A 23,476-nucleotide genomic window follows, 5' to 3' on the forward strand; every position below is an offset into this window, starting at 1 on the left:
TGTGGGGTCATGCCTGATGAAGCCGACGTAGACGGCTGTAGTAGTACGCCGGGGCGAGCCCGGCGCAGTGACTTCCGTGTCGCGGGTGCGACATGTTGATCTTCTCCGGCCTGCTGGCGATCGTGGCGCTCACCGCCGCCACCGGCTACTTCGTGGCCCAGGAGTTCGCCTACATGGCGGTCGACCGAGGCCGGCTGCAGCAGATGGCCGAGGGTGGCGACAAAGCCGCGGAACGCGCGTTGCGCGTGACCCAGAAGCTGTCGTTCATGCTCTCCGGTGCCCAGTTCGGGATCACCGTCACCGCCCTGCTGGTCGGGTACGTGGCCGAGCCGCTGCTCGGCACGGGGCTCGCGAACCTGCTCGGCCTGCCCGAGTCGTTCGGCGTGCCGCTGGCGATGGCCGTGGCGCTGATCTTCGCGACCGTCGTGCAGATGGTGCTGGGCGAGCTGCTGCCGAAGAACCTCGCGATCGCCAAGCCCGAGCCGCTGGCGAAGTGGCTGAGCGGCTCCACGCTGGTCTACCTCAAGATCGCCGGTCCGGTCATCCGCCTGTTCGACGCGGCCGCCAACAAGCTGCTGCGCTCCGTCGGCATCGAGCCGGTGGAGGAGCTGCCGCAGGGCGCGACACAGGAGGACCTCAAGCAGATCGTCGAGGACGCGGGGGACCAGGGTCACCTGAATCCCGAGCTCGCCCAGCTGCTCGACCACGGCCTGGACTTCCGCGAGCTGGTGGCCGAGCAGGCGATGACGCCGCGGGTGAACGTGCACTCGGTGCGCTTCGACGAACCCGCCTCGCGCGTCGTCGAGCTGCTCGACACCGGCCACTCGCGGTTCCCGGTGGTGGGCGACGACCTCGACGACATCCGCGGCGTGGTCGGGCTGGCCGAGGTGCTGACCCTGGCGCCGGAACAGCGGCCTGTGACGCAGATCGGCGAGATCGCCTCGACCGCGCTCGTGGTGCCCGCGACGCTGCCGCTGCCCGCCGTGCTGGAACGGCTGCGCACGGAACGCCGTCAGCTCGCGTGCGTGCTCGACGAGTTCGGCGGTTTCGCCGGGATCATCTCGCTGGAGGACCTCGCGGAGGAGCTCGTCGGCGAGATCCATGACGAGGACGACCTCATCGAGGCCGCGATCGAACGCGTCGACGACGCCAGGTGGCAGGTGCCCGGCCGGATGCGGCTCGACGAGATCGAGGACGCGACCGGCATCTCGCTGCCCGAGGACGACGCCTACGACACCGTCTCCGGTCTCGTGCTGCACCGGCTCGGCCGGATCGCCGAGGTGGGCGACGAGATCCAGGTCGACGACGTCGTGCTGCTCGTCGGCGCGGTGACGCGCAACGTGCCGGACACCGTCGTGCTGACCGTCAGGGTGCCGGAGGAGGCTCGATGAGCATCGGAATGGCTCTGGGCATCTCCCTGGTCCTGTTGGCGCTCAACGCCTTCTTCGTCGCCGCCGAGTTCGCGTTGATCGCGTCCAAGCGGCACCGCCTGGAGCAGGAGGCGGAGAGCTCACGGGCGGCCCGTGCCGCCGTCGCGGGTGTGCGCGAGCTGTCGTTGATGCTCGCGGGCGCCCAGCTCGGCATCACGCTGTGCACCCTGGGACTCGGTGCGCTGGCCAAGCCCGCCGTGGCCGACCTGCTCGACCCGCTGCTGCAGCTGACCGGACTGCCGGACGCGGTGGCGTACGGCATCGCGTTCACGATCAGCCTGGTGCTGGTGGTGTTCCTGCACATGGTCGTGGGCGAGATGGCGCCGAAGTCGTGGGCGATCTCGCACCCCGAACGCTCGGCGATGCTGCTGGCGCTGCCGTTCCGGGCGTTCGCGCACTCGGTCCGCTGGCTCCTCAGCGGACTGAACTCGACGACGAACGGCTTGCTGCGCTTGATGAAGGTCGAGCCGCAGGACGAGCTGGCGCAGGCGCACCGGCCGGACGACCTGCGCATGCTCGTGCGCCAGTCCGGTGAGCACGGCCTCATCCCCGAGGGCCAGCAACGCCTGCTGACCCGCATGCTCCAGCTGCAGAAGACGACCCTGCGCGAGGTCATGGTGGGGATCGAGGAAACCTCGACGGTCACCGAGGACACGACCGCCCGCGCGATCGAGCACAGCAGTCTGCGGTGCGGACGCTCGCGGTTCCCGGTGAAGGACCTGAGCGGCGAGTTCGTCGGCCTGGTGCACATCCGCGAAGCGATGCGGGCGACGGCCGCGGGCAACGACCCGGAGGCTCGGGAACTCATGGCACCGGTGCTGACGTTGTCCGCTTCGATGCCGGTCGCCGCCGCGGTCACCGCGATGAAGGCGGACCGGGCGCAGCTCGCGCTCGTGTCCGACGACGACCGCGTGATCGGCATCGCCGCGCTGGAAGACCTGCTCGAAGAACTCATCGGTGACTTCGACGACGAGACCGACGCACCGCGCGTTGCGGTGCGCCAGAAGTAACTCCACCCAGTCCCCTCAGGAGGAGACTTGTTCAAGCGGATGCTCAGCGCGTTCGGCGTCGGCGGCCCGTCCGTCGACACGGTGCTGGACTCGCCGCACGCGACACCCGGCCAGGTGGTCACCGGCCAGGTGCGCATCCAGGGCGGGACCGCGGACGCTGAGATCGGCCAGGTCGTGCTGTCGCTGGTCACGCGCGTCGAGGTCGAGCACGGCGACCACGAGTACGGCGGTGTCTCCGAGTTCTTCCGGATGGTCGTGCAGCAGGGCGTGCGGGTGCCGGCCGGCCAGCTGGTCGCGGTCCCGTTCCAGCTGCCGATCCCCTGGGAGACCCCGATCACCGCGGTCGGCGGCGCACCGCTGCCGCGCATGACCGTCGGCGTGCGCACGGAGCTCGTCATCGCGGGCGCCCCGGACAAGGGCGACCTCGACCCGGTCCAGGTGCACCCGCTGCCCGCGCAGGACGCCGTGCTGAACGCGTTCGGCCAGCTCGGGTTCTCGTTCCGCAGCGCGGACGTCGAAGCGGGCCGGCTGCACGGCGTGCCGCAGGAGCTCGGCTTCTACCAGGAGATCGAGTTCTTCCCGCCGGCCCAGTTCGCGGGTGCGGTCAGCCAGGTCGAGCTGACCTTCGTGGCCAACCCGCACGAGCTGTACGTGATCCTGGAAGCCGACAAGCGCGGCGGCATGTTCTCCTCCGGCGGTGACGCGTTCGGCCACTTCCGCGCGTCGCACCAGGAGGCGCAGGGCACGGACTGGGCGTCGGCGATCAACGGCTGGCTGGCCCAGGTCGCCCAGCGCGGCCACACCCCGGCGTTCGGCGGCCACAACCCGGCATTCGGCGGGCACAACCCGGCCTTCGGCGGGCAGCCCGGCTACGGCGGCCACCACGGCCACCACGGCCACCGCAGTGGTCCTGGCATCGGCGGTGTGGTCGCCGCGGGTGCGGCCGGTGTGGTCGGCGGCATGGTGCTCGGCGAGGTCGTGGAAGAGGTCTTCGAGGACGGCGGCGAGGACTTCGCGTTCGGCGAGGAGTGATCGACCGTTCCGGTTCCCGGCGTCTGGCACAAGGCGCCGGGAACCGGAACGGCACCAACGAAACACCGCAGACCGGGAGGCCCGCAATGGCGCTGGCAGATCATGAGAAGCGCGAGCTCGAGGAGATCGAGCGGCGCTTGTCGGGAGAAGACCCGAAGTTCGCCGCGAAGCTCGCCCGGCCTTCGCTGTTCGCGTTCCTGTCCCGCAACGCGATCCGCGTGCTCGGCGGGTTCGCCGTGTTCCTGTGCGGGCTGCTGGTCGTGATCGCCGGCGTGACGTGGTCGCTGGTGCCGCTGGTCGTGGCCGGTGCCGTCGTGTGCGCGATCGTGTTCGTCGGCCTGCTCGTGGCGGCCTGGCGAGGTTCGACCACCTCGACCGCATGAGCACCTGACTGCGGAAACTGGACATTTCCTGGCCACTACCTCAAGGGTTGGCTAAGTCTGCTGTGCCCGCCGTCACACGGCCCCTAGCCTCGTTTCATGAAGCTGCTGCTGTGGTTCGCCCTGGCGTGCATGTGCGCGCTCAGCGGCGGCCAGGTGCTCGCGGCCGTCACGATGGTGCTGCTCGTGGGCTGCGCAACGGACCGCGTGCGTCACTGAATCGGATCTGCGCGAGTTCGCCCAGTCGAGGGCAGACTCTGCCTGACCGCCCCGCGGAAGCTGCCCGGCCTCAGCGGAGCCGCTGCAGCGCGGCCAGGGCCTCTGCACGGGTGGTGTCCCCCAGAGCCGGGACGTCGACGCCGTCCCACTCCGCTGAGCCGGCTTCCGACCGGAGTTTCAGGAACAGGCACAGGTTGTCGTCGCGCAGACCGAGCGAGTACACGTGCGCCGTGCGTCCGGCGTGGGTGCGGGAGCCCTGCTCGAACTCCGCCGAGTCGCCGAGACCGTCCAGGGGTCCGCGCCGGGGTGCCTCTCCGTCGGTGCCGAGCAGGTCCCGAGCCTTCTGGGCGTCGTAGAACGCCCGTGCGGCGTCGGCGGACTCGGCCACGGCGACGACGAGGTTGAGGTTCGCTACGCGGCCGGTGGACTCGTTGCCGCGGGCGCCGCAGTGACCCCACTCGTGGTCGGGCAGCGTCTTCCGGCGGGGAAGGCTGATGATCTCCGGGGCGGTCGACCAGTTCCTCAGCACCTGCACGTCGACCACCGCGCACGGGTTGTCGATGGCCGTCGCGCTGTACCGCACCTCGGGTGGGGGCGGCGCCGCCACCGGGCGTCCGGCGATGTCGGCGGTCCCGGTCAACGTGACCGCGCCGCCGACCAGGACGACGGCGAGCACGACCACGCCTGCCGGCCACCGGCGTACGCGTCCGGTCGGCTTTGTTCCGGCAGGAGGTGGCAGAACCGCCGGCGGCACCGTGTCGAGTGGGTCCGGTTCCCGCACGACGATCGGAATGGCCGGGCTGCCGAACGTGTCGACGGCCCAGCGGACTCGTTCCCGCCGGGCGGCCACAGCGGGGACCGTCGTGCGGACCGGGACGGTCCCGTCTGGCACGGGTTGCACCCCGATCTCCACCTGACCAGGTGCGGCACCGGCCAGTTCAAGCCGCGCCACGGAGGGCCACGGCACGTGAGCCTGTCCCACCTCCACACCGGTGGCGTCGATCTGGAGCAGCGTCCAGCGCGCCGCGTGGGTGTTCATGACGCCCAGAACCGCGCCGACGAGGGCGAACACGACCAAGCTGCGAGGCAGTGGCGGGACGCCGAGGGCCCAGGCGAGGGAGACGGCGACGGCCCCGCCCACCAGCACAGCGGCGATCTTGCCCGCCAGCCACGCGGTCGAGTTCGGCCGGTCCACGCGGTACCGCACCTTCCGCCGCACCCGCCGGGCCGTGAACGAGGCGGTCACCAGCAACGCCAGCCCGCTCGCAGCCGCCAGCGACGCCCCGGGCCCGACCTCCTCGACCAGGTAGCCGCCCGCGACCACGGTCGTGACCGCGCCCACGGCCGCCAGCACCTCCACCAACCGCACCAGCCGCAGCCTGCGGTCCCGCGCCACCAGCGCGGGAGTGGCCGTCGCCATGCCTTCCCCTTCCCACGACCCGTTGTCCGGTGTGATCACAGGTCACGCCGTGGCGCGGGGCCAGGCCACCGGACCGGCCATGTGTGACCGGTCCGGTGACCAGTGCCACTAGACGACCGGTCTAATTCAAGGTAAGTTGGTGTCATGCCAGCAGCCGGAAGCACCGACACCCGTCGGAGCATCCTCGAGACCGCCCAGCGGATCATGTCCCGCAAGGGGTACGCCGCGGTCGGCATCAACGAGGTGCTCGCCGAGGCGAAGGTGCCGAAGGGGTCCTTCTACCACTACTTCGCCTCGAAGGACGCGTTCGGCGAGGCCATGATGAAGAGCTACTTCCACGAGTACCTCGCCGACATGGACCGGGTCCTGGACCGACGCGGTCCGTCGGCGGCCGAGCGGCTGATGGCGTACTGGCAGCAGTGGTACGAGACGCAGAGCCTCGACGACTGCCACGGCCGGTGCCTCGCCGTGAAGCTGGGTGCCGAGGTCGCGGACCTGTCGGAGTCCATGCGCCTCGCCCTCAAGGACGGCACCACGGCCATCATCGACCGCCTCGAACGCGTCATCGGTGAGGGGCTGCAGGACGGTTCCCTCGCGATCGCCGGAGACGCCCGGTCGCTGGCCGAGGTCCTGTACGACATGTGGCTCGGTGCCAGCGTGCTGGCCAAGATCCATCGTGACCGCGGGCGCCTCGACACCACCGTGGTGGCCACTCGCCGGCTGCTCGGTCTGTAACTCGGCAAGGTCCGTCGCCGGTCCAGTCGCACACGCATCGCTAGACGACCGGTCTAATATAAGGAGAAAGCAGTGCAGGTCCTCGTTGTTCTCACCTCACACGACCAGCTCGGAGACACCGGGCGCAAGACGGGTTTCTGGCTCGAAGAGCTGGCGGCCCCGTACTACCGCTTCAAGAACGCCGGCTGGGACGTCGTGCTCTCTTCGCCGTCGGGTGGCCAGCCGCCGCTGGACCCGGTCAGCAACGAGCCGAGCGCGCAGACCGACGACACCCGCCGCTTCGAGGCCGACGAGGAGGCCACCACGGCGCTCGCGAACACCGTGCGGCTCGACTCGGTCGACGCCGGTGCCTTCGACGCGGTCTTCTACCCCGGCGGCCACGGACCGCTGTGGGACCTGGCCGAGGACGAGAACTCGGTCCGGCTGATCGAGACGACGCTGCGGTCGGGCAAGCCGGTCGCGCTCGTCTGCCACGCTCCCGGCGTGCTGCGCCACGCCACCGCCGAGGACGGTGCGCCGCTGGTGCGGGGCAAGGAGGTCACGGGCTTCGCCAACACCGAGGAAGCCGGGGTGCAGCTCACCGACGTCGTCCCGTTCCTGGTGGAGGACGAGCTGGAGAAGCTGGGCGGAACCTACTCCAGGGCCGACGACTGGCAGCCCCACGTGGTCCGGGACGGGCTGCTGATCACCGGCCAGAACCCGGCGTCGTCCGCGCCCGCCGCGGACGCTCTCATCGAGCTGCTCGAGAAGCGCACCGGCTGAGGTTCCGCGTCGGCAGCTTGGCGGACCTGCCGCCAGGTCGCCGACGGGACCACGGACCGTCCACATGCGTCCACACTGGATGAGAAGATCGAGAATTGACTTGGAAAGCGATGACGCCCGTCGAGGCATGTCCCCCGAGCTCGGCCTCGGCCGTCAGGCTGCGGGCTCTTCCTGCAGGGCGCGCACCTCGATCTTGGACCGCAGTGCCTTCGAGGCCTGCTTGGTCCACTCGATCGCGACGTCGTCGTTCTCGGCCTCGATGATCCAGAAGCCACCGAGGTACTCGGCGGCCTCGGCGAACGGGCCCGGTGTGAGCACGGGGCTGTCGCCGGAGTAGTCCACGGTGGTCGCGCTCGACGGTGGCTGCAGGCCCCCGGCGGTCACGAACGCGCCCGCCTCGACGAGGGCGGTGTTGAACGCCCCGACCGCGGCGATGACCTCCTGCAGCTCCGCGGGGTCCATGTTCTCCATCGTCGGCTCCTCGGCGGAGTCGTGCGGCAGGCTCAGGAAGTACTTCGTCATCGTCGTCTCCTCGTCGTGCGGCCGTCGGCCGTTGCGGTGATGCCCGAAACGCTAAACGGGGCTCGGCACCGGCGAATCAGTCATCGTGACTGGTGTCCGGGGAACCGACGACCGATGCCGGTCACCGGTCGAGGTGAGCCAGCTCGGCACGGCCGGTGACGCCGAGCTTCGGGTACGCCTTGTAGAGGTGGTGGCCGACGGTGCGCGGGCTGAGGAAGAGCTGGGCGGCGATCTCCTTGTTGGTGCGGCCGTCGGCCGCGAGCCGGACGACCTGCAGCTCCTGGGGGGTCAGCAGGGTGAGCGGGCCGCTGCGCTGGGGCTCGTCGCCCCGTTCGCCGAAGGCGGCCAGCTCGCCGCGTGCCCGTTCGGCCCAGAGCCGCGCGCCGAGGCGTTCGAACGCGGACACCGCGTCGCGAGGTGGCCGCGGGCTTCGGCGCGGCGGCGACGGCGCCGCAGCCACTCGCCGTAGACCAGCTGGGTGCGGGCGCGCTCGTAGGGGCCGCCGTGCCGCTCGTGCAGGCGCAGCGCCTCGGCGTACAGCGCGTCGGCGTCACCGTCGTCCGCCAGCAAGGCCTGGCACCGCAACAGGAGCCCGGTGGCGACCGGGCGGTCGACGTGCTCGGCCCAGTGCCGGAAAGCCACCAACGGTTCGTGGGCGCGGTCCGGCACACCGCCGCGCACGGCTGCCTCCACCAGGTCCGGCACCGCGCGCACCAGGAGGTCGCGGCTCGCGGGTCCCCGGTACACCTGGTCGAGCCGGTCGGCCGCGTCGCCGAACCGCCGGGCGGAGAGGTCGAGCATCCCGAGCCCCCAGGCCGCGATCTCGGCGTTGACGCGGTGCCGGGTTCGGGCGCGGGGGAGCACCTCCCCGGCGAGCGCCCGGCAGCGTTCCTCGTCCCCCGCCACGGCGTGCAGCCACACCTCCACCGACCGGTGGGCCAGGCTCTCGGTCGTGTTGCCGAGCTCGTCGCTCACGGCAACGCCTTCCGCCACACACGCGAGGGCGTCCGCGAACTCGCCGCGCAACAGCCGCGCCACGGCGAGCACGTTCAAGGTGTACGGGACCCACCCCAGCGCCCCGGTGGCCCGCACCACGGCCAGCATGTCCTCGGTCTCGGCGATGACGCCGTTCTCGTCGGCGATCATGAGCCCGCCGAACCCGGTGGTGATGCGGTGCATCAGGTCGTGCCCGTCACCGCGGGAGGCGGTGTGGAGGTCGCGCATCGGGCCGACGGCCAGCTCCGGACGTCCGGCGAAGAGCTCGGCCCAGCCGAGGAGGGCGGCGACGACGGGTGCCCAGTGCCGCGGTGGGGTGAACCCGCGCAGCAACTCGGCCGCGCGCTGCAGGAGGTCGTGTGCCGCACCGTGCCGGGCGGCGTGCGCGGCCTCGTAGAGCGTGAGGGCGGTGCGCTCCGGGTCGGTGTCGCGCACCAGCGCGGCCGCCTCGAGCGTCAGCTCCGCGTCGGCCCGCGGCGAGGTGCGTTCGTACTCCACGGCGCCACGGGTGTAGATGGCGTCGGCCCGGACGCCGGTGTCGGTGGTGAGCGCGAGTGCTTCGGCCGCCAGCCGGCGGCGCGTCGGCCTTGCCCGCGTCGAACGAGGCCTGGCTCGCCCTGGCGATGCGCCGTGCCTTCAGCTCCCGGTCGGCGCTGAGCCGGCCGGCGCGTTCGTACGCCGCGCACACCGCCATCGCGCCGGCCCGGTGCCAGGCCCGCTCCGCCACGCCTTCGAGCTCGGCGGCCACCGCCTCGTCGGCCCGGTGGAGGCGGCGGCCAGGTGCCAGGCCCGCCGGTCGGCGTCGGCGTCCGTGCAGCGCCTCGGCGTACGCGCGGTGCACCTCGATCCGGCGGTGCAGCGGCGCGTCCTGGTAGGCGGCCGCCCGCACCAGGGGGTGGCGGAACGTGATCCGGCTGTCGATCCGGACCAGCCGGTCGCGCTCGGCGGGCGCCAGGTCACCGGCGGCGCCACCGAGGGACTCGATCACGTGCAGGATCGTCGACAGCGGCGCCGCCGTGTCGGCCGCCGCCACCAGGAGCGCGCGCTGGGTGGACTCGGGGAGCTCCACGATCTGGTGGCGGAACGTCTCCTGCACGCGGCGGGTCACCGGCAGCGGTCCGACCTGCTCGGCCGGGTCGGACTCGTCGACGTCGTGGACCGCGGACCGGGCCGACCCGAGCTCGATGATCGCCAGGGGGTTGCCACCGGACTCGGCCAGCACCCTGGACCGCACCCGGTCGGCGAGCTCCGGTGCGTGGCCGTCGAGCAGCCGGGCGGCCTCGGGCGCTGCGAGGCCGGGCAGGTCCACGACCTCGACGCCCGCGATCCCGAACGGCACCGCCGTCTCGCGCACCGCGAACAGCACCGCGATCGGGTCCGCCACGAACCGGCGGGCCGCGAACAACAACGCCTCCACCGAACCCTGGTCGAGCCACTGCATGTCGTCGACCACACACAGCAGCGGGGCGTCCTCGGCCAGATCGGCGAGCAACGACAACGTGCCCGCGGAGATCAGGAACCGGTTGGCCTCATCCCCTTCGGACAGACCGAAAGCACACCGCAGCGCCCTGGCCTGGGGTGCGGGCAGGGCGTCCACCCGGTCCAGGTGGGGGAACAACAGCTGGTGCAGCCCGCCGTACGCCAGCTCGGAGTCGGACTCGACCCCCGCGCCGCGGACCACGCGCATGCCGTGCTCGGCTTCGGCGACCGACACGGCGTGGTCGAGGAGGACCGACTTCCCCATGCCCGCCGCGCCCCGCAACCCCAGCGCCCCACTGCGTTCCTTGCGCGCGTTCGCCAGCAGGCGCTCGATCCGGGCTTGCTCGACTTCCCTGCCCACCAGCGACATGCGGTCACCCTAATACGGCGGTGGCAGACCGTGATCTTCGCCGGAGGGGCACCTCGTGTTCAACGCGGTCGGCAACTGTTCCGAGCCACGCCGGGGGTTCGAGCATTTCTCGGGGCGAATTCCCACGTTCGCGGAACCGATGAGTGCCCGATTGGAATATCGGGTGAGCGTCTCTCCTTCAGACCCCCTGTCGTAACAACAGATGCGGGTTGTGCGAATGTGGCGGTAGAGCTTGAGCGGCAACGCGGGACAACCTGACTCGGTTTGTGCTTGTCCACGCTCAGCGAAGTCGTCCGTGAGCAGTGAGGTAAAACCGATGACCATGGCGCCGTTGCCGGCGAACCCCGAGTGGACGGCGTCCTGGAACGCGGCGGTCCACCTGTACCGGCACCTCGTGGCGGGCGGTGTACCAGGCGAGGTCCCCACGTCGTTGTTGCTCGCGTCCGGCGAGGCGGCGTACTGCGACCTCTCGCTCGGTTATGCCCGCTTCTACGGCATGGACGTCACCTACCAGCGGTCCGATGGTTTTTTCTTCGGGTCGCCGCTGTTCGTCGCAGCAGGCCTGGCGGCCAACGCGGTGTCCAACAACCGAGCCAGACAACGTGCGCAGAACCAAGCCGTACCCCAATGGCGAGAGCACTGCCTGGCGCGCGTTGTCGTGACGAACTACTGCACCATGTGCTTCGTGCACGGCAGGTGGCTGCGATTCGCATACCCGCACGTCGTGGACTTCAACGCCGACATGCTCAACGGCGTCTGCTACCTGATATTCGACGAAGCGGAGCCGCTGCAACTGGCCGGCCCCCAGGTTCCCTGGCTGGCCGTCCTGCTGTCGAGCTTCCTCTACGGCCCGGACCGGCTCTCGACGCTGCCCTTCCTCCAGTCGATCGCACAGGCCTGAGCAGCCGGTCAGCCTCGGAAGTTCTTGACGGAGACCAGGCACAGCACCGCCGCCACGGGAAAGACCGCACCGGCGACCGCGAACGGCACCCGGTGGCCCGGACTCGAAGCGAGCACCGAAGCGGCCATCACGTTCCACACCACGGCGTGCCCGATGGTCGCAGCGGCGGTTCCCCGGCCTGTGGCAAGATCGACGTGATGGGCTGATTCGATTCAGTGCTCAGATCTGGGGGAGATGCATGACTGCCGTTGTTCGTATCGCGGGCCGACAGGTGCTGGACAGCCGCGGGAACCCGACCGTCGAGGTCGACGTGGTGCTCGAAGACGGGTCGCTGGGGCGGGCTGCGGTGCCGTCCGGGGCGTCCACCGGCACGAACGAGGCCGTGGAGCTGCGGGACGGGGACCCGAAGGCGTTCCACGGCAAGGGGGTCCGCGCTGCTGTCGGTGCGGTGAACGGCGAGATCGCCGCGGCGGTCGTCGGCATGGACGCGGAGGCGCAGTCCGAGATCGACCGCGTGATGATCGAGCTCGACGGCACGGCGAACAAGGGGCGGCTCGGCGCCAACGCGACGCTCGGGGTGTCGCTCGCCGTGGCGAAGGCCGCGGCGCAGGCGCACGGGCAGCCGCTGTACCGGTACGTCGGTGGTGTGTTCGCGCACCGGTTGCCGATGCCGATGATGAACATCATCAACGGTGGCGCGCACGCGGACAACGCGATCGACTTCCAGGAGTTCATGATCGCTCCGGTCGGTGCGGCCACGTTCGCGGACGCCGTGCAGGTCGGGTCCGAGGTGTTCCACACGTTGCGCGGCCAGCTCAAGAAAGCCGGGCACAACACGAACGTCGGTGACGAGGGCGGCTTCGCGCCGGACCTCGCGACGGCGGACGAGGCGCTGGAGTTCGTGGTCGGCGCGATCGAGAAGGCCGGCTACCGGCCGGGGGAGGACGTCGCGCTGCTGCTGGACCCGGCGGCGTCGGAGTTCTTCCACGACGGCGTGTACGACTACCGCGGCGAGGGGCGGAAGCGGTCGGTCGAGGAGCACGTCGCGTACCTGGCCGAGCTCGTGGCCAAGTTCCCGGTCGTGTCCATCGAGGACGCGATGGCGCAGGACGACCTCGACGGCTGGAAGCTGGTCACCTCGACCATCGGCGACCGGGTCCAGCTGGTCGGTGACGACGTGTTCTGCACCAACGTCGACCTGCTGGCCGCGGGCATCGAGCAGGGGATCGCGAACTCGATCCTGGTGAAGGTGAACCAGATCGGCACGCTGACCGAGACGCTCACGACGACGGAGCGGGCCTTCAAGGCCGGCTACTCGGTCGTGATGTCGCACCGCTCGGGCGAGACCGAGGACACGACGATCGCCGACCTCGCCGTGGCGATCAACTGCGGCCAGATCAAGACCGGTTCGTTGTCGCGGTCGGACCGCACGGCGAAGTACAACCAGCTGATCCGGATCGAGGAGGAACTGGGCGCCCAGGCCCGGTACGCGGGCCGCACGTCGCTCAGCCGGGGCTGACCGACCCGCCGGGCGGGTCCAGGCGGCGGATCCGGGCGTTGAGGTAGCGCTGCTCGGGCTGGCTCGCCGTGAGCCGGGCCGCCTGGCGATAACTGTCGAGCGCACCCGGCAGGTCGCCGGTCATCTCCAGCAGATGCGCGCGTACGGCGTGCGTTCGGTGGTGGCGTCGCATCGCGGGATCGTCGAGCAACGGGCCGACGAGGGCCAGGCCGTGCTCGGGACCGAACGCCATCCCGAGCGCGACCGCCTGGTTGAGTGTCACGACAGGACTCGGCGCCACTCGCGCGAGCATGGCGTAGAGCAGCGAGATCTGCCGCCAGTCGGTCCCGTCCCAGCTCTCGGCCTCGGCGTGCACGGCGGCGATCGCGGCCTGCAGCTGGAACCTGCCGACGTGCCCGCGCGGCAGCACCCGTTCCAGGATCCGCACGCCCTCCGCGATCCGCGTGCGGTCCCACCGGGACCGGTCCTGCTCGGCCAGCGGCACGAGGTTGCCGTTCTCGGTCCTGGCGGTCGCGCGCGCGTGCGTGAGCAGCATCAACGCCAGCGCACCGGCGACCTCGTCGTGGTCGGGGACGACCGCGTGCAGCTGCCGGGTGAGCCGGACGGCCTCCTCTGCCAGCGGGGAGTCGACGAGCGCGTCACCGGTGGAACGGGTGTGTCCCTCGGTGAACATGAGGTGGCACACGTCGAGCACGGCGGCGACGCGCGCGGGCAGGTCGCCCGGCGCCGGCAGCTCGAACACCGCACCCGCCGCCCGCAACGTCGACCGCGCCCTGGTGAGGCGTTGCGTCATCGTGCGCTCGGGCACCAGGTACGCGGCGGCGATCTGCGCGGTGCTCAGTCCGCCGACGGCGTGCAGCGTCAACGCGACCTGCGAGGACCGGCTCAGACTCGGGTGGCAGCACAGCAGCAACAGCCGCAGGGTGTCGTCGCCTTCGTCGTGAGGTGACCGGTCGGCGTCCGGAGCGAGGTGGGCGTCGGCGGGCAGTGCGGCGCTGAGGGCGTTCTCCCGCCCGGCCCGCGCGCCGTCGGCCCGCACCTGGTCGATCAGCCGCCGCGACGCGACCCGGATCAGCCAGCCGCGGGGTTGCCGGGCACGCCGTCGCGTTCCCACTGCGCGCCGCCGCCTCGGCCGCCTCCTGCGCCGCGTCCTCGCAGTCGCCCAGGTCGCCGTACCGGTGCAGCAGGGCGGCGAGGACGTGCGATGCCTCGCGCCGCCACACGTCCTCCACCACCCGCGCGGTCACTGGTCGGAACCGCCCGGCCACATCGCGGGCCGCAACTCGACCGTCTCGCCCGGACCCGCGAACTGCGCCGCGATCTCCTCCGCACGCGCCTGGCTGTCCACGTCGATGAGGAAGAACCCGGCCAGGTGCTCCTTGGCCTCCGAGTACGGGCCGTCGCTGACCAGCGGCTTCCCGTCGCTCCACCGGTAGAGCCGCGACGACTCGGGCGCTCCCAGCGCCTCACCCCCGAGCAGCTCGCCCTTCTCCTGCAGCTCCCCGAGCAGCGTTTCGAACTCGGCGTTCAACCGCTCCAGCTGCTCCTTCGGCATGTTCTGGTACTCGGGCAGGTAGTCGGGCGTCGGGTGCCCCCACGGCTGCGGGTTGGAGTGGATCAAGATCACGTACTTCACCATCGGCCCCTTGGTCTTCGTCCTGGACGCAACCGGTCGGCCCGTCCTCGCCTGAGACGTCGGAGCCGGGCGCGTCACGTCTACATCCCGCCGGGAAGAACTGTCCACGAGTGGTTGATGTCCAGGTTGGCGAAGCCTTTGGACTCGAACAGCGCTTTGCCGTCCTTCTTGAAGGTGTCACGTCCTCAGGCCGCGGCTTGCCCTTCCACGGAATCCGGACGGCACCGTCCTCGGAGTAGTGGTCGCACCCGTCGGCGTTGCCGACGCAGAAGACCCGTCACCGCCGAACGGCCCGAGGTACCGTTCGCGGCTCGCACCGAAGAGGTCGACACCCGTCATGCCGGGCATCATCCAGCCTCCCTCCACCGCCTCCGGCACCGGGCACGACGACTTCCCGGACGGCGGTGTCACCACGGCGTATACGGTTCGGCCCATGAGCCAGCCGATCCCGTTCACCGACACCAACTTCAAGCTCGCCGTCGTCCAGGAGCTGATGTACAACCAGAACCTCCTGCCGAGGTTCACCCTGCGCGAGTACGCCGCCGAGCAGGGCTTCACCTACGACGACGGGAGCTTCGCGGCGGTGCCGGAGGCCCTGGCGTACTTCGCGGCGCTGGAGATCCCCGGCGAGCTCGCGGAGAAGATCACCGAGATCTACATGGACGGCGGCAACGAGATCTACCTCGAGATCGCGCCGAACTGGGACGGCGAGGACGGCCTGTTCGACGTCGACGAGTTCGCCGACGCGCGGCATTTTCCCAACCTGAAGTCGATGACGCTGTTCTACACGGGCAACGAGAACGCGCTGGAGACTCTCCGTGCTCGCGGCATCGAGGCGGACTGGCTCTGAATCACGAAGTCGTCACCGCGTCAGCAGACCGCGGCTTGCGAGGTTGTTCATCAGCGCGCTGATGCCGAACGTCCAGTCCTCCGCGTCCTCGGCCGTGTTCACGACGTTCGTCAACGCGCCCAACCGGGGCGAGGAGATCCGAACGACGTCCCCGACCTTGTGGGTGAACCCCTCGCCGGGCTGGTCCCGGTCCTCGGTCGGGGCGAACATCGTGCCGGTGAACAGCACGAAGCCGTCGGGATAGCGGTGGTGGGCACCGAAGGCGTGCGACACGAGGTCCTCGAGCTCCCGGCTGATCTCGGAGACCGGGTTCACGCCGTGCAGCTCGAACCCGTCGGTGCCGGTGATGTCCAAGGCGATCTCGGTGGCCTTGGCGTCCGCCAGGGTGAACCCGTCGTCGAACAGCCGCAGGAACGGCCCGATGGCGCAGGAAGCGTTGTTGTCCTTCGCCTCGGTGAGCAGCAGCGCACTGCGCCCCTCGAAGTCGCGCAGGTTGACGTCGTTGCCGAGCGTCGCGCCGACCCGGGTTCCCGCGCGAGTCCACCACCAGGACGAGCTCGGGCTCGGGGTTGTTCCACGCGGAGCGGGCCAGAACGCCGACGTCGGCCCCCAGCCCCACCGCCGACAGCACCGGCGCCTTGGTGAAGATCTCCGGGTCCGGGCCGATCCCGACCTCCAGGTACTGCGACCACAGCCCTTCGGCCTGCAGCACCCTCTTCACCTCCGCGGCCTCCGCGGACCCCGGCCTCAGGTGGGAGATGTGCCCCTGGACGACCGCCCCGACCTTCTGCCGCACTTCCTCGGCCCGCGTGGGATCCCCGTCGGCACGCTCCTCGATGACCCGTTCGAGCATGCTGCGGACGAACGTCACACCGGCGGCCTTGAGCACCTGCAGGTCGACCGGCGCCAGAAACCGGGGGCCGGCACCCGTCCGGTCCGTCGTGGCGGCCAGGACCTCCGCAAGTGACCACGACGTGCCGCCCGGGTGGTTCTTGACGACCTCCAGCGCGTCGGGCCGTTCGAGCAGCGCCGAAACGGTCGGTGCCAGCGGCGACAGGTCAACTACCTCGTCGCCGCGGATCGTCACGACCGAAGGGCCGCCCGCTGACGGGTCGAAGACCCTCGCGACAAGGGCGGCGTCCGCCGCGTCCTGCGGAAGGACGTCGGCTGCGTCGAGTGAGATCCCCATGGAAACCCTTCCTGCTCCGCGCACCGATCAGCTCGAAGTCTCGCCGAGCTTCGTGCACTCCGTTGCAGTTCTACAACCCCGCCGGGTGCGCGGACAGCCAGTCGCTGTGCCGCGCGCGAAGCCGGTCCCGTTCGGCGCTGGTGGCGAGGATGACGTCGGCCCCGCCGTCGTACGGGTGGTGGATCCGTCGCAGGCCGACGTCGGTGATCAGCACCCCCGCGGTGGCGTCGTCGGCGACGGCACGCAGCAGTGTGTCGATGCAGCCGCGTTCCCACGGCATCCGGCTGACGTACACGTGCGTGTAGACCGGATCGCCGGGTTCCGGGTCCGTGAGGACCGAGGTCCAGTGATGGGCTCCTGGATGCCACCGCGTCTGTTCGTGCGGGCGCTCGGGCGGCACCGGGGTGCCGGACCAGTCCATCGTGGCGACGTGGACGTCCAGCCCCGCGAACAGCTCGTCGAGGACCGTGTTGTACCGGCCCAGCACGATCGCCCACTCGTCCTCGGTGTCGGGGTAGCGCTTGGACTCCGGCAGGCTGTGGAAACGCACCCACCGGTCCTCGTGGAAGCGCAGCTCGTGGCCGATGGGCGGGCAGTCCGGCCAGCGTTCTTCCCACCGGCGCATCAGTTCCTCGTCGGGCACCGGGACACGTTAACCGGCCGCCGCCGCTGACTCACCAGTTCTGAGCGGTTCAGGTGTTCCACTGAACTCCCGGTTCCTCGAAAAGCTCATTGTGACGACGAGCGCTCTGGCCGACATCCGGGCAGCCTTGTTCTCGCGGGCGTGACCTCGGCCGACAACTCGACGGGGACCTCGGGAGCACCCCGGGCACCGCCTGACACAATGGACGAATGGCTCTGGGTTACCTCTTCGCCGTGCTGGCGACTCTGGCGTCAGGCAGTGGTTCGATCCTGGAGTCCATGGGTGTCCGGCGTGCGGGTGCGTACGGCGGCAGGTCTCTCGACCTCATCGCTCTGCGGCGTCAGTGGCTGTACTTCCTCGGTCTCGGGGTGAACCTGCTGGGGTTCGGCTTCGCCTCCGCGGCCCTGCACCGGCTGCCGTTGTTCCTCGTCCAGTCGATGCTCGCGTTCAGCATCGGTGTGACTGCCACCATCAGCGCCTTCCTGGGCCACCGCCTGCGGGCGCCGGGATGGGGCGCGCTGTTCGTCGGCGCGACCGGCCTGGTCCTGCTGGGCGTGTCCGCGGAGCCGGGCCGCGCACAGGCCCTGCCGCCGCACTGGCGGTGGATCCTCGTGGGCATGGCGGTTCCGGTGGCGGCGATCGCCGTCTACGCCCGGCGCCACCACCACGTCTGGGCCACGGTGGCACTGGCAGCCGGCTCCGGTGTCGCCTACAGCGTCGTCGGCATCTCGGCGCGCACCCTCCACCTCCCGGACACCGCGTGGCGCCTCGTCCTGGAACCGGCGGCCTGGGCCATCGTCCTCAACGGACTCACCGCGGCGGTGCTGTTCGCGATGGCGCTGCAGAAGGGCGGCCCGACCGGGGTCAGCGCGATCATGTTCACGACCAACACGGCGCTTTCGTCTTTCGTCGGGCTGGTCTACCTCGACGACCGCGTCCGCGACGGTTACGTGACCGCCGCGACCATCGGGTTCGTCCTCGCGATCGCTGGAGCGGTCGCGGTCGCCCACTACGCGGCCGACACCCGGGAAAAAGACCGCACGGCGACGCCGGCGGGCATGCGGGCGTGAAGCGTCGAACCGGATCCTCCGGGGCACCGCATCCCTGACCACCCGTAGGCACCCTGACACCACCCTCGACGGAGTCCGGCTGGGCCTAGGCCCGATCGACCGGACACCCGGCGCCGCGGTGGTGACGGTCGAGGGACGTGCGGTGCTGGTGCTGCCGGCCTCGAGCGGCGACGGCGGTTTGGTCAGAGCGGTCGACCTGGACACCGGCACGCTGTTGCCGGACCGCTCGCTGCTGCGCTCCGAGCGGCACGAGGTCCTGGCGCTCGGCGCCGGCCGTCTGCTGGCGACGCTGGGCCCGCGTCGCGACACGGTCGTCGTGCGCGACGCGGTCACGGGCTCGCCGGTCGGCGTGCCGATCCGGGAGGAGCAGCAGACCAGGTCGCTGACACTCGGCATGGCCGACGGCCGGCCGGTGGTGGTCACGACGGGTGCGGGCATGGCGATCCGGTACGTGGAAACCGGTGCGCTGGTCAGCCGCCACGCCCGCATCCGCGGCCGGTACCTGGTGACGTTCCAGGACCGCCTGCTGCTGGTGGCGGAGGAGTCGGCCGACTCGCTGCGGCTGCACGACGTGCTGACCGGCGAACCGTTCGGGCACCCGCTGCCCTGCGACTTCTGCATGAGCGTCCACCGGCTGTCGGCTGTCGAACACGAGGGCCGGCTGCTCGTCGCGTTCCTCGACTCCCACGCCGACACCGGCGTCTCGCTGCGAGACGTGACCGTCGGCGTCGAGCTGCCGACGGTCCCGCCCTTCGACGACGTCCGGGGGATCAGCTCCGCGGTGGTGAACGGTCGGCCGCTGCTGCTCGTCGGCCGATCCGGGCGGTCCGGGCCGCTGGTGCTGTGGGATCCGCTCACCGGGCGAGAGGTGCTGCCGGCCTGTTTCGCCGAGTGCGGCGACTGGGCGGGGCTGGAGCTGGGCGGCCTCGACGACGGGTTCTTCGCGGTCACGGTGTCCGGCAGTGCGGCCGAGTACGCCGGGCACGACGCGGTCGTGACCGGGCCTCGAAGTCGACGAGCGCGTCCGATCGGGCGGGTGACACAGTGGCCTGCCCGTCAGGGAGAATCCGGCTGGGAAAGTCGCCAGGCCGACTTCGCACCCAGACTGGTGCGGATGTGTGCGCGCATCACGTCCGCGGCGGTCTCGGCGTCGCCCTCGACGATCGCCTGGAACAGCAGGGTGTGCTCGTGGGCCTTCAAAGCGCGTTCTTCTTCGCTCGGCTCGACTTTCAGGCCGTGTCGGCGATAGCGGTCACCGGTGTCCCACAGTCCGTCGAGCATCTCGATGAGCATCGTGTTGTGCGAGGCGCGGTAGATCGCGGTGTGAAACCGCCGATGTGCGATGAGCTGCGCCAGGGTGGCGTTGCCAGCCAGTGGTTCAAGGCCTTCCAGGCTGGCTCGGATCTCGGCGATGTCCTGCTTCGTGCGCCGTTCCGCGGCCAGTGAGGCGGCCATCGGGTCCAGCGATCGGCGCACCTCCAGCAGGTCACGCGCCTCCTCGGCGTTGAGCGAGGTCACCCGTGCGTCGCGGTGGGCGTCGAGCTCGACCAAGCCCTGCTGCCGCAGCCGGCGCAGGGCCTCGCGCAGGGGAGTGGTGCTGATGCCGATCTGTTTCGCGAGCAACGCCTGGTTGATGACGGCACCAGGCTCGAGGTCGCCGGACAGGATGAGCTCGCGCACGCGGTCGTACGCGAAGTCGCTCTTGGTCGAGTAGGGCACCGTCGGCTGCGTCATGTGGCCTCCTGCCGCCTCCTCATAGGTTATAACGCATCGCGTACAGCCCTGGTCCTGCCCGGGGACGCCGGTTTGTCCAGGAGCGCGAACTCGGTCACCGACACCACCGCACTCTGGGCCGAGCTGCACGGACTGGCCGAACCTCGTCCGGTCTCACCCATGTTCCCGTGCGCTGGCAACGCCTGATGTGGCAGCAGCGCGGTACGTGGGAGCTGTGTTCGTCCGCAAGATCGCAATCACGGTGTTCGCCATTGCCGCAGGGAACAGAAAGACGTGCGGTAGGGCGAAGTGAAACCGTGCGACTGAGGTGTCCAGCGGCGCGGACGACCACCGAACCGCCCCTCGGGCATCAATCGGCGAGGCCGGGCAGGTGGTACCCGGTGTGGCCGTCCCACTCGATCTCGTAGTCGTCGAGCGTGAAGGTCCAGTCCGCGACCGGCACCGCACTGCGCAGCGCGGTGACCGCGGCCAGCCAGTGCACCAGCGACGGAACCGCCCGGTCGTCCGCACCGGGCAGCTTCGTCGACCCGTCGAGCACCGTTCCCGGCTCCAGCCGGTCGTAGAGGTACAGGCCCTCCTCCTCCGACGAGAACGGCGCGTTCGCGTTGTAGGTGTCGACGACCTGGCCGACCGCCGTGAGCTCGGCGTCGGTCAGCGGAGTCGCGCGACGAGCCGTGTAGTAGAGGGAGACGCCCATGCGGCCACAGTAGTCGGCTCCGTTCAGCACGGGTGCGAAGGGACAGACCCGCGCGCCAGCCGGTCCAGCAACCGCGCGGCCTCCAGACGTGCCCGGCTCAGGACGAGCTACACCGTCCAGCGAGGACTGTGGAGCGATCTGTGTGTCTGAGCCTGGCCCACAGAGGACGATCGGCGGTCACACCGGAGGCATGCGCAGACAGGACTCCGGCAAGCCCAGCCGAGCCAGAACCGCCTGGTGCTCGTCGCCCGCCGCGCCGAGGTGGTGAAGCCGTGCGAGGACGCGGGCGATCTGCAGGTCGTCGCCGATGGAACGCCAGGTGGCCAGAGCGCGCCGCAGGTACCGGATCGCGTCCGCCTCGCGGCCCGTCACGATGGCCAGGTCAGCCTGGCTGCGCAGGACCTCGCCCATGCCGTCGGTGCACGAGTTGCGCTCGTGCTCGGCGAGAGCGGCGTCGAGGCGGAACGCCGCCTGGACGTAGCGGCCCGCACGGATGTCGGCGTCCGCCCACGCCTGGTCGAGGTAGGCGAGTCCGGCAGTCTCGCCGCCCTCGTCGGCGATCTTGCGCGCCTTGGTGAAGGCGCGGTCCGCGTCGTCGATCCGGCCGAGGTGGGTGAGCGCGATGCCGTGGTGGTAGTGGGCGAGTGCGCCGGTGGCCGAGTCGTCGAACAGCGTCACCGCGCGTTCTGGTTCCCCTGCCTCGGTGAGTGTCCAAGCGAGGCTGTCCAGGCACGTCTGCACCAGGCTGGGGCAGCCGGTGCGGGCGGCGGCCACCGCACGGGTGTGCCAGGTGGCCGCCTCGTGCAGCAGGCCGTGGCGCATCGACGCCTGGCCGCGCCTGCGCAGCGCCCGCACCTCCCACTCCGGGGTGCTCGCGGCGGCCAGCAGCCGGTCAGCGAGGGCGGGCAGACTGGCGTAGTCGTTGCGCTGCAACCGGATCTCGAAGAGCACGTCGATGAGCCGGATGTCGTCGTGGGTTGGCATGAGGTGTTCCAGCTCGTCGCCGAGCGAGCGCAACCACCAGTAGCCGGCCATGCGCACCAGCAGTTCGGTGGCCAGGTCACCGAGTCCGAGATCGTTCGCCTGCGCGACTGCCGCCAGCAGGTTCGGCCACTCCACGTCGAACCACTCGAGCGGGTGGCGCCGGGCCGCGGTGGTCGGTACCACCGCGGGCAGCGGAGACGGTCGCGGCAGGTCGTGATCGAGCTGCGCGTCCGCCTCCGACACGAGGGCGAGCCACCCCGCCAGGATCGCGCGCACGTCTTCCTCCCGCTCCCGTGCGAATGCCAGCACGAGCTCATGCATGCGGAACCGCTCCTGGCCGGCGGCGTCCCGGCCGAGGCGGTTCACCAGGTGCGCGTCCACGAGCACGTCGACCGCCGGTGTGGCGACCCAGGCGGGCCAGTCGGGCCCGCTGAGGTTGCCCAGGGTGTGGAAGAGCTTGCGCGCGGGCGGATCGAGCGCCTCACAGCTCAGCTCGATGCTCGCCCGCACGTCCACGTCGCCGACGCGCAGGGCGCTGAGCCGCAGGCGTTCGTCGGTGAGCCTGACCCGCAGGTCTTCGAGCCGCCACGTCTCCTCGATCGCGAGCCTGCCCGCCGCCACGGACAGCGCGAGCGGCAGATGCCCGCACAGCTCTGCGATCGCGGCGGCCGCTTCTCGTTCCGCCGCAACGCGTTCAGCGCCGATGACGCTCGTCATCAGCTCGACCGACGACGCGGGTGACAACAGCGGCAACGTCCAGCGCCGCACGCCCAGCAACCCGCCGAGCCGATGCCGTGAGGTGATCAGCGTCGTCGCGTTCAGCAACGGGCGGACCTGTTCCTCGTCACGGGCGTCGTCGAGCACCACGAGCACCCGGCGGTCGGCGAGATGGCTGCGGTAGAGGGCGACCCGCTCCGCACTGTCCGCGGGCGGCTCGGCCCCGAGCGCTCGCAGGAACCTGCCGAGCACCTCGTGCGCCGTGGGAGTGGCTCGCAGGTCCGCGTACAGCTGCCCGTCGGGGAACTCGGCCGCCATCCGGTGCGCGACCGTGAGCGCCAGCACGGACTTGCCCACGCCGCCAGGTCCGAGGAGCAGGACGACACCGTGCGCCGCGCTGATCTCCTGCACCAGTTCGTCCCGCCCGGCCAGCGGGACGACGTGCGCGGGCAGTTGCCGCGGGCGCACCGCCATCCCGTGCAAGGCCTGCTGTTCCAGGCGCCGCAGGCCTTCTCCGGGCTTGATGCCGAGCTCGTCGGCGAACACCCGGTGCGTCCGGCGGTACACCTCCAACGCCTCCGCGCGCCGCCCCGCCTTGAGCAGCGCCCGCATGTGCTGTTCCCGCAACGCTTCCCGGTACGGATGCTCGCGGATCAGCTCGCGCAACTCGCGCAGCACGTCCTCGCTCCGGCCGGCGTCGAGCTCGGCCGCCAGCCGCGTCTCGATCACCGCGAGCCGCTCGTCGTGCAGCGCCTGGCGCAACCCGGCAGCCAGCTCGTCAGGCACGTTCGCCAGCGCGGGCCCACGCCACAGCGCCAGCGCGTCGTCCAGCGCTCCGGTGGCGGCGAGCGAGCGGAACTCGTGCAGGTCCAGCCGGTGTCCGTCGAGGCGCAGCTCGTACCCGGCGATCCCTGAGGTGATCACCTCCGCGCCGAGGCGCCCGCGCAGCCGGCTGACGAGGTTGTGCAGCTGGGCCTTCGCCGTCGGCGGCGGGTCGTCCGGCCACAGCGCGTCGATCAGCGCCTCCGCCCGCACCGCCGCGGGAGCAGCCAGGAGCAGCGTCGCGAGCACGAACCTCTCCCGCCCGCTGCCGGGCGGCACAGCTTCCCCGTCGCGCGAGACCTCGACCGGACCGAGCACAGCAAACCGCACAGCACTTCCTCCCCGGCACTCAGGGTAGT

The 23,476-nt window shown here is 70.8% G+C and carries 24 protein-coding genes; 11 read left to right on the plus strand and 13 right to left on the minus strand.

The genetic code is table 11. The features are described from left to right. Positions 1-92: 92 nt before the first annotated feature. The 4 genes from BBK82_RS35270 (at position 93) to BBK82_RS35285 (ending at position 3,855) form a co-directional block, all read left to right on the plus strand. Entirely contained in the window at positions 93-1,391 is a 1,299-nt protein-coding gene (locus BBK82_RS35270; protein WP_065918834.1) for a hemolysin family protein, read from the plus strand. Next, positions 1,388-2,440, plus strand: coding sequence for a hemolysin family protein (locus BBK82_RS35275; RefSeq protein ID WP_065918835.1), 1,053 nt, complete (start codon positions 1,388-1,390; stop codon positions 2,438-2,440). Before BBK82_RS35270 ends, BBK82_RS35275 begins: the two co-directional genes overlap by 4 nt. 27 nt (positions 2,441-2,467) lie before the next feature. Continuing rightward, positions 2,468-3,472: a sporulation protein gene (locus BBK82_RS35280; RefSeq protein WP_065918836.1), complete on the plus strand. Its 1,005-nt coding sequence runs from the start codon at positions 2,468-2,470 to the stop codon at positions 3,470-3,472. An 86-nt stretch (positions 3,473-3,558) separates the two neighbouring features. Continuing rightward, positions 3,559-3,855, plus strand: a complete 297-nt coding sequence (locus BBK82_RS35285; RefSeq protein ID WP_065918837.1) for a DUF3040 domain-containing protein — start codon at positions 3,559-3,561, stop codon at positions 3,853-3,855. Positions 3,856-4,141: 286 nt separating this feature from the next. On the opposite strand, the gene BBK82_RS35290 is transcribed toward BBK82_RS35285, so the two are convergent. Continuing rightward, positions 4,142-5,491 (minus strand): hypothetical protein, encoded by a 1,350-nt coding sequence (locus BBK82_RS35290; protein ID WP_065918838.1) that lies wholly within the window; start codon positions 5,489-5,491, stop codon positions 4,142-4,144. Between the two features lie 144 nt (positions 5,492-5,635). On the opposite strand from BBK82_RS35290, the gene BBK82_RS35295 reads away from it, so the two are divergent. Together BBK82_RS35295 and BBK82_RS35300 are read left to right on the plus strand one after the other, a co-directional pair. Next, positions 5,636-6,226, plus strand: a complete 591-nt coding sequence (locus BBK82_RS35295; RefSeq protein ID WP_065918839.1) for a TetR/AcrR family transcriptional regulator — start codon at positions 5,636-5,638, stop codon at positions 6,224-6,226. Positions 6,227-6,298: 72 nt separating this feature from the next. Further along, entirely contained in the window at positions 6,299-6,988 is a 690-nt protein-coding gene (locus BBK82_RS35300; protein ID WP_065918840.1) for a type 1 glutamine amidotransferase domain-containing protein, read from the plus strand. A gap of 153 nt (positions 6,989-7,141) precedes the next feature. Here the strand turns inward: BBK82_RS35300 and BBK82_RS35305 are convergent, their stop codons facing one another. From BBK82_RS35305 to BBK82_RS56040, 4 genes are all read right to left on the minus strand, one after another. After that, positions 7,142-7,510, minus strand: coding sequence for a YciI family protein (locus BBK82_RS35305; protein ID WP_065918210.1), 369 nt, complete (start codon positions 7,508-7,510; stop codon positions 7,142-7,144). A 121-nt stretch (positions 7,511-7,631) separates the two neighbouring features. Continuing rightward, positions 7,632-7,916 carry a response regulator transcription factor gene (locus BBK82_RS53135; protein ID WP_218920439.1) on the minus strand — a complete coding sequence of 95 codons (285 nt, stop codon included), beginning with the start codon at positions 7,914-7,916 and terminating at the stop codon, positions 7,632-7,634. After that, on the minus strand, positions 7,799-8,734 hold the full coding sequence (locus tag BBK82_RS53140) for a hypothetical protein (protein ID WP_218920440.1): 936 nt from the start codon (positions 8,732-8,734) through the stop codon (positions 7,799-7,801). The genes BBK82_RS53135 and BBK82_RS53140 overlap by 118 nt, the downstream gene beginning before the upstream one ends. Continuing rightward, positions 8,703-10,355, minus strand: a complete 1,653-nt coding sequence (locus tag BBK82_RS56040; protein WP_218920441.1) for an AAA family ATPase — start codon at positions 10,353-10,355, stop codon at positions 8,703-8,705. The genes BBK82_RS53140 and BBK82_RS56040 overlap by 32 nt, the downstream gene beginning before the upstream one ends. Positions 10,356-10,671: 316 nt before the next feature. Between BBK82_RS56040 and BBK82_RS35315 the strand changes: the two genes are divergently transcribed. Further along, positions 10,672-11,256 carry a hypothetical protein gene (locus tag BBK82_RS35315; RefSeq protein WP_065918841.1) on the plus strand — a complete coding sequence of 195 codons (585 nt, stop codon included), beginning with the start codon at positions 10,672-10,674 and terminating at the stop codon, positions 11,254-11,256. 8 nt (positions 11,257-11,264) lie between these two features. Here BBK82_RS35315 and BBK82_RS55895 read toward each other — a convergent pair whose 3' ends face one another. Beyond that, on the minus strand, positions 11,265-11,387 hold the full coding sequence (locus BBK82_RS55895; protein ID WP_257785406.1) for a hypothetical protein: 123 nt from the start codon (positions 11,385-11,387) through the stop codon (positions 11,265-11,267). Positions 11,388-11,494: 107 nt separating this feature from the next. On the opposite strand from BBK82_RS55895, the gene eno reads away from it, so the two are divergent. After that, a complete protein-coding gene (gene eno, locus BBK82_RS35320; RefSeq protein ID WP_065918842.1) occupies positions 11,495-12,775 on the plus strand; it encodes a phosphopyruvate hydratase in 1,281 nt (426 codons plus the stop codon). Here eno and BBK82_RS35325 read toward each other — a convergent pair. Together BBK82_RS35325 and BBK82_RS35330 are read right to left on the minus strand one after the other, a co-directional pair. After that, positions 12,762-13,889, minus strand: coding sequence for an RNA polymerase sigma factor (locus BBK82_RS35325; RefSeq protein WP_335618002.1), 1,128 nt, complete (start codon positions 13,887-13,889; stop codon positions 12,762-12,764). The genes eno and BBK82_RS35325 overlap by 14 nt on opposite strands. Positions 13,890-14,018: 129 nt before the next feature. Continuing rightward, positions 14,019-14,402, minus strand: coding sequence for a YciI family protein (locus tag BBK82_RS35330; RefSeq protein ID WP_237047739.1), 384 nt, complete (start codon positions 14,400-14,402; stop codon positions 14,019-14,021). Between the two features lie 442 nt (positions 14,403-14,844). On the opposite strand from BBK82_RS35330, the gene BBK82_RS35335 reads away from it, so the two are divergent. After that, positions 14,845-15,261: a DUF6892 domain-containing protein gene (locus BBK82_RS35335; RefSeq protein WP_065921595.1), complete on the plus strand. Its 417-nt coding sequence runs from the start codon at positions 14,845-14,847 to the stop codon at positions 15,259-15,261. A gap of 12 nt (positions 15,262-15,273) precedes the next feature. Here BBK82_RS35335 and BBK82_RS54915 read toward each other — a convergent pair whose 3' ends face one another. Next, positions 15,274-15,726: a hypothetical protein gene (locus tag BBK82_RS54915; RefSeq protein WP_335618125.1), complete on the minus strand. Its 453-nt coding sequence runs from the start codon at positions 15,724-15,726 to the stop codon at positions 15,274-15,276. On the opposite strand from BBK82_RS54915, the gene BBK82_RS54920 reads away from it, so the two are divergent. After that, entirely contained in the window at positions 15,608-16,228 is a 621-nt protein-coding gene (locus tag BBK82_RS54920; protein WP_237047740.1) for a hypothetical protein, read from the plus strand. The two genes, BBK82_RS54915 and BBK82_RS54920, sit on opposite strands and share 119 nt — an antisense overlap. Before the next feature lie 292 nt (positions 16,229-16,520). Here BBK82_RS54920 and BBK82_RS35345 read toward each other — a convergent pair whose 3' ends face one another. Next, positions 16,521-17,093 (minus strand): DUF3885 domain-containing protein, encoded by a 573-nt coding sequence (locus BBK82_RS35345; RefSeq protein ID WP_218920797.1) that lies wholly within the window; start codon positions 17,091-17,093, stop codon positions 16,521-16,523. A 209-nt stretch (positions 17,094-17,302) separates the two neighbouring features. On the opposite strand from BBK82_RS35345, the gene BBK82_RS35350 reads away from it, so the two are divergent. After that, complete coding sequence (locus BBK82_RS35350) at positions 17,303-18,163, plus strand: DMT family protein (protein ID WP_065918843.1); 861 nt, start codon at positions 17,303-17,305, stop codon at positions 18,161-18,163. A gap of 1,056 nt (positions 18,164-19,219) precedes the next feature. Here the strand turns inward: BBK82_RS35350 and BBK82_RS48050 are convergent. The 3 genes from BBK82_RS48050 to BBK82_RS35365 all read right to left on the minus strand — a co-directional run bounded on the left by BBK82_RS48050 (position 19,220) and on the right by BBK82_RS35365 (position 23,447). After that, positions 19,220-19,897: a GntR family transcriptional regulator gene (locus BBK82_RS48050; RefSeq protein ID WP_071812739.1), complete on the minus strand. Its 678-nt coding sequence runs from the start codon at positions 19,895-19,897 to the stop codon at positions 19,220-19,222. Positions 19,898-20,246: 349 nt separating this feature from the next. After that, positions 20,247-20,594 carry a hypothetical protein gene (locus tag BBK82_RS35360; protein ID WP_065921597.1) on the minus strand — a complete coding sequence of 116 codons (348 nt, stop codon included), beginning with the start codon at positions 20,592-20,594 and terminating at the stop codon, positions 20,247-20,249. Positions 20,595-20,771: 177 nt separating this feature from the next. Further along, positions 20,772-23,447, minus strand: a complete 2,676-nt coding sequence (locus tag BBK82_RS35365) for an AfsR/SARP family transcriptional regulator (RefSeq protein WP_170068017.1) — start codon at positions 23,445-23,447, stop codon at positions 20,772-20,774. Positions 23,448-23,476: the final 29 nt, after the last annotated feature.

Origin of the sequence: Lentzea guizhouensis, assembly GCF_001701025.1 — a bacterium.
Classification (GTDB): domain Bacteria; phylum Actinomycetota; class Actinomycetes; order Mycobacteriales; family Pseudonocardiaceae; genus Lentzea; species Lentzea guizhouensis.